A 14,004-nucleotide genomic window follows, 5' to 3' on the forward strand; every position below is an offset into this window, starting at 1 on the left:
AAACAATAAGCTATAAGATATTATACCCTTTGATTCCACGTGGATAAAAAACTTATTGATAAATTAACGGAGAGATGTGTACTGTATGAATAGCTTTTTGATCATGTTTATTACATGCAGGATAAGTGTTCAGGTACGTATGAAACCAGCGCTTCTTTTCTTGTCACCTCTTGTTACCTAAATAGCCTCTGTTCAAGTAGCCCCTTTGTTGTTATCCCAGTGCCCAGACACTGGGATCCAGATTGGCACTAAGTTGGTAAACATGAAAGCGCTTTACAACGTTTTTTATGTGAAAGCTAATGTCAGATACTCAAATGATACCATTTGTTATAAACTCACTTTTACTCTATGGTCTTGTCGATATCCTGAACAGATACAATATTTTTTATTTATAAAATGAAGTAACTACTTATCGTAAAGTTGATCTATAGATATAATACTACCGTTTGATGATTTTTCAGCACATTTTTCACTTTCGTATTCTTTGTCAGAATCAAAGCTAAATACTAAAGTATCTCCTGAAATTTTATCATGAAACTCACTAATAGCAAAAAACGGTACAGTGACTTGTTCTTGTTTTCCACGAAAGCTCAAACTGACGCTAAACTTATCTTCAAGAACTTTTAGACCATAAAATTGATGCTGTAATATAATAAGCATTTGAGTAGGATATGATTCTTTCAAGTAATCTGGTATGACAACACCATTAAATCTCGTAAAAAACAGTATCTCTAAGTGAGGAGTAAAAACATTATCTAATATAGTATTCAAAGCCTTTTTTATAACTTGAAATTTAGCATAACTAAGCGACTTCTGATAAGCTGTTTTATCCATATAACCCTTACATGTTTGGGGGAACTTCTGTTACCCGGCGTTCCCTAAACCGTGCTTATAGCAATGAAATTATAGTGCCTAAATTAAGCAGCTACTTTAACATTGTCTTCAGCAGCAAAGTTATCGTTTGCATCTAAATTGTGAACTCTTAGCGGTGGTATCTAACCGAGCAAAGCTACCATCTTTACTATGCATGTCGATCCTTACTCGCCCCCGTATCAATCAAAAAATATGGTGGAGGCGCCGAGTACTGCCCTCGGGTCCAATACACCTATTACAAGGTAATTTTATTGCCATAGTGTATAAAAAATACACATGTTTATTATACAGTAGTATTGAATAAATGTCAAGTTGTTAAACGTAAAATCGGTTGTAAGCTAAAAAACTAATATAAAAATTACTTCGCCTATTTATCTAATCTTAGTATAATCAAAGTAGAGGTATTTTTAGAGCTCAAAATCTATCTTCGTCTACAGACTTTTTTATCAAATAATCAAACTCAGTAAAGAATGTAGCATATCTTCTTCAGCGCAAATGGGTGCACACATATGCTTAATCTCTGTCGTATGTGCGTTACATTTTTTCTGTTCTTTATTAATAAATATGGGAGATTTTATGCCTAATTCTTAACAAAAATTGCTCAAATGCTTGTGTAACTATTGAATTTCTGAGTTCAAGAAAGCAAGAGACAGTGTAAAAAGTGAAATAAGCCGAAAAAAAGACGAGTTATGGAACAGAAAATGCAGACAATTGTGGAAAATTGCCTGCGTAACTAGACTATTTTTCTTCTCAAGAATTAAATCAATTCAGTGCACTTTCTAACTTTCTACTTGTTAGAAAAAAAACGGACATGAAGGAAGAGTTTCGTATTGTGAATCAATCTCTACTTCTTGCTCTGATGACATCTTTGATGTCAGTCCTTCATCAGATAAAAGAATTTTTCCTGTAAGAATTTCTATTACTTCTTCCCTTCCACTAGAAATAGCATAATCTAAAGGAGTCTTTCCTTCATTATCTCGTACATTAACATTCGCTTCTTTCTCTATAAGAAGCTCTACTACTTTTGCACAGCCACTTCCAGATGCTAAACATAGTAAGTTACTTCCATCAAATGAATTGGCATTTATATCAAATCCATTTTCTTCCCATGCATTGTACATATTAACATGCTGTTGCTGCAGCTCACTTTTTAATTTTTCAATTATGTTAGATGCGCTTATTTTGTCATCATTATCAATCCTATATAGTATTTTTTGTAATATCGACGTGTTACTCATAATGTTCTCCGATTTTTAAGAATAAATACTAATTATAGCATTAAAGCAAGATATGAGGACGAAAACATTCTATGTAATGACTACTATGCTATAGGTATTAATATAATTTAAAACTGCAATTATTAAATTAGCCATCTGTATACTGAATCTATGTCTTAAAAGGATCATACACATCAATTTTTTTAGGGTCGCTTTTTTTCATTTTCTCACTCAATAACCTCAGAATGGGCTGTAAATCATCGTCGATTGATAAACACAGTACTTCTCTATCAAGATAATTGGCTAAATGATTCTTCTTCTCAAGAATTTCTGCTTCCTCCAATAAGTCGCATTTGTTTAACACAACAGTTTCTTCCTTCTTAATAAGGTCGCTATTGTAAAGCTTCAGTTCATTATGTGTACAATTATAAGCTGAGATAACGTCATCGCGCGTTACATCAATTAAATGCAGTAAAATTTTGCACCTTTCTATGTGCTTTAAAAATTTGTGTCCGAGCCCAACTCCAAGATGAGCATCATCGACTATTCCAGGAATATCTGCTATCACAATTTCACTATAATCCACTTTTGCTACACCTAAATGTGGCCTTATAGTAGTAAATGCATAATCACCTACTTTCGTATCAGAATTTGAGCAGCGGGTTAAAAATTTAGATTTACCTGCATTTGGCATACCAATAATGCCAACATCAGATAAAACTTTTAGCTTCAATATTATATTTCTTTCTTCGCCGGGCTGACCATGAGTAAAATGTCTTGGTGCCCTATTAGTAGCAGATTTAAAGTTAGTATTTCCAAGCCCACCTTTTCCACCTTTCACTACTTGAAATTCCATGTCAGGTTTATCAAGATCTACTATTATTTCCTCACTTTCTTCATCGATTATTTGTGTACCAACTGGAACTTTAAGTATAATATCTTTTCCTGCTGTGCCAGATTTATCTCTACTCGTACCACTTTTTCCACTACTCGCTTTAATATGTCTTCGACAACGAAAATTAAGCAAAGTGTTGAGATTTGCATCACTGATGAAAATTATGTCTCCTCCCCTGCCCCCATTACCACCGTTTGGGCCACCAAATTCAACGAATTTTTCTCGACGAAAACTAGCGCAGCCATCGCCACCATCACCTGCTTTTAAATATAATTTAACTTCGTCTATGAAATCCATGCTAACCCGCGATAATATTTAGCATTTTCTCCTAGTGAACTTTCTATTCTCATCAATTCATTATACTTTGCAAGCCTATCAGAACGCGACAGCGAGCCAGTCTTTATTTGCCCACAATTCGATGCAACCGCTATGTGGGATATCGTTGTATCTTCTGTTTCACCTGAGCGGTGAGAAATAATAGCCCTGTAACCATTTAATTTTGCCATTTCAATAGCAGCAAAAGTTTCCGTAAGTGTTCCTATCTGGTTTGGCTTGATTAGTACAGCATTTGCCATTTTCTCCTCTATTCCTTTACTTATTAGTTCACAATTTGTAACAAATAAATCATCTCCAACCAATTGAACTTTATTCCCAAGTTTTACAGTAAGTAATTTCCAACCTTCATAGTCGTCTTCATTCATTGCATCTTCTATAGAAATTATTGGATATTTGCCTACAAGGTCAAAATAATACTGAACCAATTCCTCTGAAGTGAGTTCTCTGTTTTCAAATTTATAAACTCCATCTTCATAAAAAGTAGATGCAGCAACATCAAGACCCAGTGCAAAGTGATTTTTCATCGAATAACCAGCAGATTCAACAGCCTGAATTATCAAATTAAGAGCTTCTTCAGTGCTTCCAATATTTGGTGCAAAACCACCTTCATCTCCTACGTTTGTGCTATAACCTTTTTTCTTAAGAATGCTGCACAAGTTATGAAATACCTCTGCAGATATTCTGATTGCTTCACTGAAAGTTTCAGCACCAACGGGAAGAATCATAAATTCTTGAAAATCTAGTTTATTATCCGCATGTACTCCACCATTAATTACGTTAATAAGTGGAACTGGCATCTGCTCTTCCCCTACTCCCAAATACTTATATAACGGCATTTTAAAGCTGTTTGCTGCTGCTTTTGCAACAGCAAGAGACACACCCAAAGTTGCATTTGCTCCAAGTTTAGATTTATTTTTTGTTCCATCTAGTTCAATTAAAATTTTATCAATTGCACTCTGGTTTGCTGCATCCATGCCAATGATTTTATTTGCTATCACTTCACTCACAGATTGAACAGCTTTCAGCACTCCTTTACCACAATACCTTTTTTCATCTTGATCTCTCAGCTCCAATGCTTCTAGTTTACCGGTCGAAGCCCCAGAAGGGACAGCGGCTCTACCTGTTGCTCCATCACATAGTTCTATTTCTACCTCAATTGTTGGGTAACCCCTGCTATCTAAAATTTCTCTTGCAAATACACTGCTAATTGTCTTTTTCATCATGCTAAACCTCTACTAGATTCACAATTGTGTGCACGTTCGGGAAATGTCACCCCAGCGCTGTAACATTCCAGTGTACGAACATTGCAACCTACAGATAAACAGATAATTTGAGTAGCAGATGTTGTCATTCCAGTGCTTGACACTGGAATCCAGTTTTTATTATACAGCCACTTATTTAAAGTTAAGTTTTCTGGATCCCAGTGTCTGGGCACTGGGATGACACCATTCTTAATGGAAGCTATCCCCATATCGCAATGTCTGTACAGTTGTTTGCCTAGACACTGGGATCCAGTTTTACTACACAATTTTATCATATAAATCACCAATGCTTAAGTTTATTTTACTAGCAGCAGCTTTACAGCTTCTCTTGCTAGTTTAGCTATATTACTACCAGCACCAATAAATAATACTACATCTCCTGAACTTGTCGAATTACTAATAAAATGTGAAATGAGTAAAGCATCATTCATAATCTTCACATCATTAAACCCATTACTGATCAAGGCTTTTTGTATATCATCAATTCCACAGCCAGGAATAGGCTTATCTTCTGGAGGGTGGACAGGAGTGAGAATTACATAATCAAACATCATGAAAATTCGTACGAACTCATCAAAAAAATTACGAATACGAGCAAAACGAAGCGGCTCGATAATTCCTGTTACCTTTCCTTTAATGGTCAAACGTGCTGCTGACAGGGTTGCCTGTATTTCATTTGGGTGGTGAGCATAATCCTCAATTAACTTAACACCTTTAATATCGGCAATTAATGAAAATCTCCTTGCTACTCCTTTAAATTCCAAAAGACCTTTTTTAATCTCTTCATCACTAATTCCAAGTTTCACTGCAACTGATATTGCAGCCAGGGCGTTGCTAACTTTATGCATTCCTATTGCATTTGATAGCACTACATTCTTTATAATTCTGGTACAAGGTTGAATATCTTCTTTTTGTCTTTCGAGAGCGAGTTCTTTTAATCGAAAGACTATATGTATATTATCGTCATCAATTTCAATACGCTGAACTAACTTTTTAATTATATTAAATTTAGTCTCCCAATCTACCTCTGATAAATCACACTTTTCCTTCGTTATATGCTCTCTTACCATCTTCGCTTCTTTCCATATTACCTCTTCTAGTATATCCGCGCGTATTGGTCTGCTATTACATTCATCAAAACGGTTTCCAGGACAACGATAGTAACTTCTTCCTCCCTTAGCATTACTCATTCCATAATAAATGGATTTACAATACTGACATACAATTAATTCTTGTAATAAGTATTTACTTCCTCTTTGTTGCATTTTTTCTATTTGTAGCTCTTCTTTTTCCATGCTACCTCCCTACAACTTATATCTATTTTGCCTACAGTAAAATACGCACATAATGAGACAAATAAAGGAAAGTGCAAACCAAGTAATTGCATACTCCAAATGCTTAATTGGCTGTATAGTCAATTTTCCACCAAAATTGTCTTGCCACAATATACATTTTTCTAGCTTAATACCTAGATCATTGGAGATTTCTTCTGTACTTAAGGTAAACCACGTATTTGAAGCAATATCATTTTTGATAAACCAATTTTTGCTACCATCACAATATAAAACTCCACTCAAAGCTACTTTTTCAATTTTTGCTTTTTCTTCTTTTTTTTCTCTGACTATCCCTTTATTTATTAACATGTAATGTCCATTGATAAGCAACATAGGAGACAGCACATGATAGCCACGTTGACCTGCGAAAACATATAGTTCTATATCACTTAAAATTCCGTCGATTTTAACGTTTCTGTAGTTAAACTTTGAAAGATTATCACTAGGCAGTAGATGAATAACTGGAAGATCCATATTTTTGATAATATTATTCTTCCAGCTCAATCTAAATAACTGCCATAACCCGAGTGAAAAAAGAAGTAAAAAAGGTATAATGAAAATAAATACTGTTTTTCTTAACACTCTATATTTGTGTTCTCAAGTAATTTTCAATACCCATAAGCTCAATAAGGTCAATCTGTCCTTTGATCCAATGTAAGTGCTCTTCCTCATTTTTCAGTAGTTCTTCTAATAACATTACACTCACGAAATCCTTTTCTTTTTCAGCAACGGAAATTGCCTCTTTGATGCCCTTGATACCTTCTTCTTCTAAGTTAGAATTATCTTCTAAGATTTTCTGCATTGTATCTTTTGTGAACTTTCCTTCATACTTTGAGATTTTATTTGTATCTTGAAAATTTGGCATGCCCTTAAGCAGTAAAATTCTTTCTGCCAGCCTATTTGCATGCTCAAGTTCTTCATTAAGCTCCTTTCTCATCTTTTCTGCAAGTTTATTGATTCCGCTATTTTTAAGAATCGCAGAATGCAAAAGATACTGACGTACGGAAGTTAATTCATGAGTCAATAATTTATTCAAATGTTCTACTATTTCTTTATTCATAACCTTTCTTTAGCTAATATACCAATGTAATCTACACAACAATCAAGGCAACATCAATTCATTTTTCTCACAACAATCGTATCAAATAGCACATCATGAAATGCCTGTTTCCTCTGAGAGAAGCAAGCAACTAAATACCAACTGAAGGTAAGCATCACTATAATCACTTCTAGTGTACTTAAAGCATTTACTGATGTTTTAAAAAGTTTGATAAAGGTGATAATTGAATTATTTAGCATAGGAAGAAAAAACTGAGAGATAGTGCGATCAAATGCTAAGCTCAAACCTATTTTAGAACTATCTAAAGTGATAGTATATATATTCATTAACTGTTGACCAGGAGTTGCTTGAGCTGTTGAAGATATAAAATATGTAAAGTAACCACAATTTATACACATGTATGACAGGTGTAAAATTAATGGAAAATCCCCTAATAACAACACAATTAGTAAGGTTGGAATTAATAAAATTGCTACATCTATTAAATATGCGCAAAAGCGCCTGTGTACACTAGCGATCTCTGTCATTACCACCTATCTTTCAAATACTTTACTATGAATTCTGTAAGTTTATTAAAATGTTGAAAATATAACAAATCTTTATAACCGCTTATTGATTGGCCGTATATAATAGGTAAGCAATTGGCATTTTGTGCACATAGAATGTCTGTGATGCTATCACCAACAAAAAACACATTTTCTCTATTTATAGGTAACGTACTCTCCTCCAGTGCAAATAGCAGTGGAGTTGCAGATGGCTTATCTTCTGCAGTATCACATGAGCCAACTATTCTTTCAAAGTAAGAATCTAGTTTAAAATAGGCAACTTCTTGACGTAAATTAGTATTTTTCTTATTGCTCACTATTGCTAGGTAAATATTGTGGCTTTTGAGTGTCTGCAGCATTTTCTCTACTCCTTCGTTCAGAGTAATATTTTGTAACAGTGCATTATCTAGGTATTTTTGATATATCTGATTCGCTTTTTTCCACTGATCACCAAACAAATTGACCATGTAGCTCTTTCTTGATTCATGAGAATTTCTATCAGCAACTTTGTTGCTGCACCCCATTGAACTCAAGGTATGCTGAATGGCATTAGAAATATTATCTTGAGTGTCAACTAAGGTATTATCCCAATCGAATACTACTGCTAACGGGCTATTTTTCATTTTTATATTGTTACGTATTTTAAGTTAATAAGTAAATGATATTTTGATGAAAAAAGCATAAATGAGGTGCTCCTTGTGTCTTAACCATTTTTACATAATTAACTACTATACTGATTTTAGTATAAGCTTTTATTTAGTTAGGTATGACACAGCTTAAAGATACACAAGATATTGAGAAGAAATTCAAGGATGTCTTTGCTGGTGCTTTTCCAGAAGGTACGTCGCTGGCAGATAAAGTGAAGATTATCAATGATTTCCGCCAGGAACTTAAAGCTTACAAAAGGCAAGTAACCAAAGAAAATCCCGGGAAAAGGTTAAAAGATATTTCTGCAGCAGATAATTCTTCACTGGGAGATAAAATCAAGACTATTGCAAAATTAAATCGTAGTCTTAGAGATCGAATGAACCGTGCAGCTAAAAAAGTAGCTAAAGATTTTGAAAAGATCGTCGAATTGAATCGGGAACTTAAAGATGTTTTTCCAGAAAATTCTTCATTGGAAGATAAAGTAAAAATTATTGTTGAATTGTACCGGGAGCTTAAAGCTCAAAAAGGGCGTACAGATGAAGTGAAGATTATTAAAAAATTGATTCATAATCTTGAAGGTCGAATGGATCGTGCAGCCAAAAAAATAGCTGAAGATTTTGAAAAGATTGCTGGATTTAAACAGAAATTCGAAGGAAAAGACGTTTTTACAAGTAAAAAAGTTGCAGAGTTTGAAAGTAATAAAAAATCTCAAACTACATTAGAAGGCAAAATTTCTGATCAAAATAAACAAGAAAAGACCTCTGTGCAAACAGACAAAATTCGTGACTCAGTTAGTGAGGCAGATACTTCTGAAAAAGCTGTTTCAGAAGATAAAAACTTTGAACAAGAAAAGACCTCTGTGCAAACAGACAAAATTCGTGACTCAGTTAGCAAAATAGATACTCCTGGAAGAGCTATTTCAGAAAATAAAAACTTTGAACAAGAAAAGATTTCTGTTCAAACAGATACAGTAACTAAGTTACAACCTTCAGTAAGCAAAGATCCTATAAAAGATAAACCTAGCGACAAAAAGCCTGAAATTTCGTTAAAACAAGTCTCAGTGGATAGGAATGCTACAGAAAAAAAATCTAATAATAAAAAATCTCAGTTAAGTGAAAAGAAAAATATAGCTCAATTGAAAGAAAATCAAAAAGAAGAAGGCTTTTTGGTACGTTTTCTGAAGAAAATATTCAAAGAACTTTTTGGTAAAGATAAAAAGAGTGTAGAGGATATAAAAGGAACTACTCAAAAAAGTACGCCAAATGATGAAGGGCAACAACAAAATGAGCTCCTTTCAAATCAAGACCAAAGCGCAAGTGAAGGTTTAAAGCAAATTGATAATTCATTGGTAACTCCTGTCACGAAAGTAGAAAAAACAAATACAGACCATAAAAGATAATTCGCCTTAGATTTCTTGCATAGTCTGGGGTCCAATTTGTCATCCTATGGCTTGACCATAGCTAAAAATCTAGATTCCAGCGTCACGCGCTAACTTAAATTGTTCATAAAATTTGTTTCGGCAAACCTAATTTGGGTTAACTATAGAAAGCAAAACAGACACAAATCAGGAAAATAAAAAAAATTATAGATTTTCTATTTTTATTAGAAAAATAATTAATTTTTAAATATTTTATATTGATTTTGTCATCAAAGTTCATATAATATTAATACATTAACTTTGATGGTGGTAAAGAAATGCATGGTAGTATAAGCGACGAAGTGGTGAAAAATTTAGACAAGTTAGCTCACTCTCACCAAACAAATAAACTTAGAAAGGCATTTAATAACCTTAGCACTAACCATAAAAATGAATATATAGAGCATGTTAAAGCAAAGCCTCAAGGCTCTAAAGCTATGTCCGGCATACTAAATGCACTAGACAAGGAAGAAGCACCTTCTATCTTTAATCAGTTACCTCAAGAGTTTGCTTTCAATACACTCGATTGTATTAATCCCACATCGACTTTATTTAAAATTCTATTTAATCAACTGAATCCCCAACAAAAAGAAGATTATAAAGTAAATTTAGAGACAAAATCAACTGTCAAAGCTAAGCTTGTCCTAAAGAATTTTTACTTAAGCAATAAAGAGAGTTCAAGCAACTTAAGTACTGAAAACTCCAATGAACCGTTAGTACAAAACAGAGATGATTTGCCAGCAGCACATTTCTCTCTTATATCTCCTGCGTTCGAGGAAACAGTTGTTGAACATACATTTGATACTAGACTAGAACTTTCTTCTGACAAAGAGAATCAATCATGTAGCCAAACAGTAATTCCATTTCTGGGTTTTGCTGAATTCGATAATCAATTCTGCAATACTGTAACAGAAAATTCGACAGTTAGTAGTAGTTTAACGTCGAATGAGCATATATCAGATAGCCTAGAAGGTGAGCAATTATCCCCAGAGTATTATAACTATTTGATAAATGGAGTAACTAGTCTGCAATCCTCAAATGTGAATCCATTGCCAGAGTTCAGTTTCTCTCTAAGCTCTGTTACGCTAGATGAGATGGTTAAGAGATATGGCTTTAATCACAATGACCACGCTCTAAGTGATTTAGAAGAGGTATATGTAGAGCAACCAGCAAAGTTCCATACATATTACCACAATTAACTAGGGACAAAAAAAGGTGGTAGTTTAACCTACCATCTCCTCTGGTTTCACTATCCTTTCAAACTCCTCCTCAGTGAGCAGTTGAAGTTTTGCTGCTGCTTCTTTTAGAGTGATATTTTCTTTATAAGCAAGCTTCGCTATTTTTGCTGCATTGTCATATCCTATATGCGTATTTAATATAGTAACTAGCATTAACGACTGATTTAGTAAATCCTTTATTCTTTCTTCGTTTGCTTTAATATCAACTACGCATTTCTCTGCAAAATTTAAACTTGCATCAGCTAAAAGTCTTATAGACTGCAAAACATTGTAAATTATCACCGGCTTAAACACGTTCAATTCAAAGTGACCATTTGAGCCACCAATTGTCACGGCAACATGATTTCCCATAACCTGAGCACATACCATAGTCACTGCTTCACATTGAGTTGGATTCACCTTACCTGGCATGATTGAAGAGCCAGGCTCATTTTCTGGTAACATTATTTCTCCAATTCCGCATCTTGGACCAGAACCAAGTAGCCTTATATCATTTGCAATTTTCATCAAGCTTACTGCTACTGTATTGAGTGCTCCACTGAGCTCAACTAAAGCATCATTTGCTGCTAGTGCTTCAAACTTATTTTTTGCTGAAGTAAATGGAAAATTAGTGATTTTTGCCACTTCTTTAGCAAAATCCTCAGCAAAACCCTTTTTAGTATTGATTCCCGTGCCAACTGCAGTGCCACCTTGTGCAAGTTCATATACATTGCTTAGAGTTGACTTTACTCTCTCTATTCCCTTTTTAATCTGAACTGCATAGCCAGAAAATTCCTGCCCAAGTGTTAGAGGAGTTGCATCTTGCAGATGAGTACGCCCTACTTTTATTATATCTTTAAATTCATGAACCTTATTATTTAGCGCTTTATATAATTCTTCAAGATTGGGAATAAGCAAGCGGTCTATTTGTTCTGCTACTGCTATATGCATTGCTGTTGGAAAAGTGTCATTTGATGACTGACCACAGTTTACATGATCATTTGGATGCACTGGAGACTTACTACCTAAATCACCGCCCAAAATTTCTATTGCACGATTGCTGATCACTTCATTCACATTCATATTGGTCTGCGTTCCAGACCCGGTTTGCCAAACAACAAGCGGAAATTGATTATTAAATTTACCGTCTATTACCTCCTGTGCTGCTGTGCAGATTGCATCCCCTACTCTATTATCTATGCTACCCTGTTTCATGTTAACACGTGCTGCTGCAAGTTTTACTATTGCTAGCGCTTTAATCAGGGGCTCTGGCATTTTCTCTGTACCAATTTTGAAATTTTCCAAAGAACGCTGAGTCTGCGCTCCCCAGTAATGTTCACTTGGTACTTCTACTTTTCCTAAGCTATCTGATTCTATTCTAACTTTTTTATCCATATTTCCTCATTCTAGTGTTTGACATTACCTACATATATGATTAGTTAAATCAAATTGTATTTCAGTGTCAAGTTGAGACATTTTTAGTGAAGACCTTAGAAAACTTTCAAGCCATATCTTTTACTTCTATTATTTTTTTATTGTTATTAAGGCAATCATGCAACCTTAAGCAATAAACCTACTTTCACTCTCTATAAGGCTATTCTACTTAGAGCTTGAATAGTGAAAACATCTTTAAGCACAGAAGCTATACCTGTGTTTGCTTTCTCTTTTTTTACTTCTACAATTGTATAATCAAAAATTGCACCTAACGCTAGACTAATGGTAGCTGATGCTGCACAAACTGCAATCGCTGCTCCCGCAGAACATGATATTGTCATACCTGCAACATAACCTATTGCACCACTCACGCCAATGCAGACGTATTTCTTCCGTAGCTCTTTTTGTATATGACTTTTCAGATATTCTTTTACATCTAAATGCCCGTTTCTAGTAGCATAATTCAGAGCAGTGTTTTCATAGCCATCTTTCACATTAACATTTGCTTTTGCTGTTTCTATCAGGTACTTTACTACCTCTAAATAGCCACTTCCAGCAGCCCACATTAGAGCAGTTCTTCCATAGTGATCTGTTGAATTAATATCTTCTTTCTGTTTTTCTATCAGGTATCTTACTGTTTCTAATTGACCATTTTTGGCAGCTGAAAATAATCCTGCATGATTGTTAATCATTTGTGCAAATGATAATATTTTTAGTTTAGAGGGTTGTAACTCTTTAGTATTAAAGTTTAATTGTGCTGGAACAATTTCTACTTCAAGCTCTACATGTTCTCTTATGAAACGATCAAGTAGACTTTTTACCTGATCAATTGTTTGAATTCTTACCTTATAATACCGCGATAAAGAATTGATTATTTCCCTGTTGTTAAGAAAAAATATCACTAATTCTATTTTACCTGTTAAATCTTTAGCATAGATTAAGTATTCTATATTTAATCTATCTTGTGAAATATTTTGTATTGTCTCACTCTCTGTCCAAATTCTTACCTGGTCATCAATGCCCTTACTTACAAGAAAATTATATAATTCACTATCTTCTTCCTTCATTTTATTGAGCTCATCCTTACAGTCATACCAATAAGATGATAACTCTGGTATACAAGTAGGAAGAGGCAAGCGAGGTATTGACATATCAAGATTAGCTATTAAATGATATCTAGTTAGAAGCTTTGCTACCTCCGTATTGCCATTTACAATAGCATATGTTAGGGCAGAGAATTGACCTTTACGTTTCACATTTAAATCAGCTCCATTTGCTATTAGAAGTTGTACTACCTCAAGATGACCATGGGCAGCAGCATGAATTAGAGCAGTTATGTTTCCCGGAGATTCTGCATTAACATTTGCTCCCTCTTCTATCAAGTATTGTACTATCTCTAATTGACCATTTCTGGAAGCCCACATTAGAGCAGTTCTCCCATAATCATCATCTATTGTATTAATCATTGCTCCACCCTGTATGGCTTGCTGAACAAAACGTAGCTCACCTTCTTTAGCAGCATCAATTAGCTGCGCATTTAGCTGTTTTTGTGATGGCATATACCCCTCCTAAAAAATATACAATTTAAAGCTATTTTAGCCACTATTCAAGTTTTAATGGCTAAAATTGATTGAATCACTTTTTAGTGTTTTTTTATGGTTATTTGAGTCTAGCAAAGATGAGTCTATATCACAATCTAGTAATTCTCCTACTGCACTTAGTAAACCAGCTGTACAACCAGCTATTTTGATCTGGATGAGAGGAGA

General features: G+C 34.3%; 13 protein-coding genes, 1 other RNA gene and 1 pseudogene. 2 read left to right on the plus strand and 13 right to left on the minus strand.

All coding sequences use genetic code 11. The features are described 5' to 3' along the window. Nucleotides 1–405: 405 nt before the first annotated feature. The 11 genes and pseudogenes from OM962_RS00090 to OM962_RS00140 form a co-directional block, all read right to left on the minus strand. Nucleotides 406–834, minus strand: coding sequence for a ClpXP protease specificity-enhancing factor SspB (locus tag OM962_RS00090; protein WP_264330410.1), 429 nt, complete (start codon nt 832–834; stop codon nt 406–408). Between the two features lie 16 nt (nt 835–850). Beyond that, nucleotides 851–1,188: a transfer-messenger RNA gene (gene ssrA / locus OM962_RS00095) on the minus strand. A gap of 479 nt (nt 1,189–1,667) precedes the next feature. Beyond that, the gene (locus OM962_RS00100; RefSeq protein WP_264330411.1) at nt 1,668–2,111 is read right to left on the minus strand and encodes an ankyrin repeat domain-containing protein; all 444 of its coding nucleotides are present in this window, start codon (nt 2,109–2,111) and stop codon (nt 1,668–1,670) included. Between the two features lie 148 nt (nt 2,112–2,259). Further along, nucleotides 2,260–3,282 carry an Obg family GTPase CgtA gene (cgtA, locus tag OM962_RS00105; RefSeq protein WP_264330412.1) on the minus strand — a complete coding sequence of 341 codons (1,023 nt, stop codon included), beginning with the start codon at nt 3,280–3,282 and terminating at the stop codon, nt 2,260–2,262. Further along, the gene (gene eno, locus OM962_RS00110) at nt 3,270–4,544 is read right to left on the minus strand and encodes a phosphopyruvate hydratase (protein ID WP_264330413.1); all 1,275 of its coding nucleotides are present in this window, start codon (nt 4,542–4,544) and stop codon (nt 3,270–3,272) included. Before eno ends, cgtA begins: the two co-directional genes overlap by 13 nt. Before the next feature lie 98 nt (nt 4,545–4,642). Continuing rightward, a pseudogene (locus OM962_RS07815) lies at nt 4,643–4,759 on the minus strand (WPE palindromic element domain-containing protein); the annotation flags it as partial. 120 nt (nt 4,760–4,879) lie between these two features. Then, on the minus strand, nt 4,880–5,878 hold the full coding sequence (locus OM962_RS07700; protein WP_264330415.1) for a glutamate ligase domain-containing protein: 999 nt from the start codon (nt 5,876–5,878) through the stop codon (nt 4,880–4,882). Nucleotides 5,879–5,887: 9 nt separating this feature from the next. After that, nucleotides 5,888–6,499 carry an SURF1 family protein gene (locus OM962_RS00125; RefSeq protein WP_264330416.1) on the minus strand — a complete coding sequence of 204 codons (612 nt, stop codon included), beginning with the start codon at nt 6,497–6,499 and terminating at the stop codon, nt 5,888–5,890. Nucleotide 6,500: 1 nt separating this feature from the next. Then, nucleotides 6,501–6,977 (minus strand): bacterioferritin, encoded by a 477-nt coding sequence (bfr, locus tag OM962_RS00130; protein ID WP_264330417.1) that lies wholly within the window; start codon nt 6,975–6,977, stop codon nt 6,501–6,503. 53 nt (nt 6,978–7,030) lie between these two features. Then, complete coding sequence (locus tag OM962_RS00135) at nt 7,031–7,504, minus strand: RDD family protein (protein ID WP_264330418.1); 474 nt, start codon at nt 7,502–7,504, stop codon at nt 7,031–7,033. Next, a complete protein-coding gene (locus tag OM962_RS00140) occupies nt 7,504–8,145 on the minus strand; it encodes an HAD family hydrolase (protein ID WP_264330419.1) in 642 nt (213 codons plus the stop codon). The genes OM962_RS00135 and OM962_RS00140 overlap by 1 nt, the downstream gene beginning before the upstream one ends. A gap of 143 nt (nt 8,146–8,288) precedes the next feature. Between OM962_RS00140 and OM962_RS00145 the strand changes: the two genes are divergently transcribed. Further along, entirely contained in the window at nt 8,289–9,569 is a 1,281-nt protein-coding gene (locus OM962_RS00145) for a hypothetical protein (RefSeq protein ID WP_264330420.1), read from the plus strand. Nucleotides 9,570–9,865: 296 nt separating this feature from the next. Then, nucleotides 9,866–10,786, plus strand: a complete 921-nt coding sequence (locus OM962_RS00150; protein WP_264330421.1) for a hypothetical protein — start codon at nt 9,866–9,868, stop codon at nt 10,784–10,786. A 24-nt stretch (nt 10,787–10,810) separates the two neighbouring features. Here the strand turns inward: OM962_RS00150 and fumC are convergent, their stop codons facing one another. Together fumC and OM962_RS00160 are read right to left on the minus strand one after the other, a co-directional pair. Continuing rightward, nucleotides 10,811–12,199, minus strand: coding sequence for a class II fumarate hydratase (gene fumC / locus OM962_RS00155; RefSeq protein ID WP_264330422.1), 1,389 nt, complete (start codon nt 12,197–12,199; stop codon nt 10,811–10,813). A gap of 191 nt (nt 12,200–12,390) precedes the next feature. Beyond that, nucleotides 12,391–13,797, minus strand: a complete 1,407-nt coding sequence (locus OM962_RS00160) for an ankyrin repeat domain-containing protein (protein ID WP_264330423.1) — start codon at nt 13,795–13,797, stop codon at nt 12,391–12,393. Nucleotides 13,798–14,004: the final 207 nt, after the last annotated feature.

This window comes from Wolbachia endosymbiont (group B) of Erebia ligea (assembly GCF_947179575.1).
Classification (GTDB): Bacteria; Pseudomonadota; Alphaproteobacteria; order Rickettsiales; family Anaplasmataceae; genus Wolbachia; species Wolbachia pipientis_C.

Coding starts and splice junctions, on each gene's coding strand:
- OM962_RS00090 (WP_264330410.1), bottom strand. CDS start 834: ATGGATAAAACAGCTTATCAGAAGTCGCTTAGTTATGCTAAATTTCAA.
- OM962_RS00100 (WP_264330411.1), bottom strand. CDS start 2,111: ATGAGTAACACGTCGATATTACAAAAAATACTATATAGGATTGATAAT.
- cgtA (WP_264330412.1), bottom strand. CDS start 3,282: ATGGATTTCATAGACGAAGTTAAATTATATTTAAAAGCAGGTGATGGT.
- eno (WP_264330413.1), bottom strand. CDS start 4,544: ATGATGAAAAAGACAATTAGCAGTGTATTTGCAAGAGAAATTTTAGAT.
- OM962_RS07700 (WP_264330415.1), bottom strand. CDS start 5,878: ATGGAAAAAGAAGAGCTACAAATAGAAAAAATGCAACAAAGAGGAAGT.
- bfr (WP_264330417.1), bottom strand. CDS start 6,977: ATGAATAAAGAAATAGTAGAACATTTGAATAAATTATTGACTCATGAA.
- OM962_RS00135 (WP_264330418.1), bottom strand. CDS start 7,504: ATGACAGAGATCGCTAGTGTACACAGGCGCTTTTGCGCATATTTAATA.
- OM962_RS00140 (WP_264330419.1), bottom strand. CDS start 8,145: ATGAAAAATAGCCCGTTAGCAGTAGTATTCGATTGGGATAATACCTTA.
- OM962_RS00145 (WP_264330420.1), top strand. CDS start 8,289: ATGACACAGCTTAAAGATACACAAGATATTGAGAAGAAATTCAAGGAT.
- OM962_RS00150 (WP_264330421.1), top strand. CDS start 9,866: ATGCATGGTAGTATAAGCGACGAAGTGGTGAAAAATTTAGACAAGTTA.
- fumC (WP_264330422.1), bottom strand. CDS start 12,199: ATGGATAAAAAAGTTAGAATAGAATCAGATAGCTTAGGAAAAGTAGAA.
- OM962_RS00160 (WP_264330423.1), bottom strand. CDS start 13,797: ATGCCATCACAAAAACAGCTAAATGCGCAGCTAATTGATGCTGCTAAA.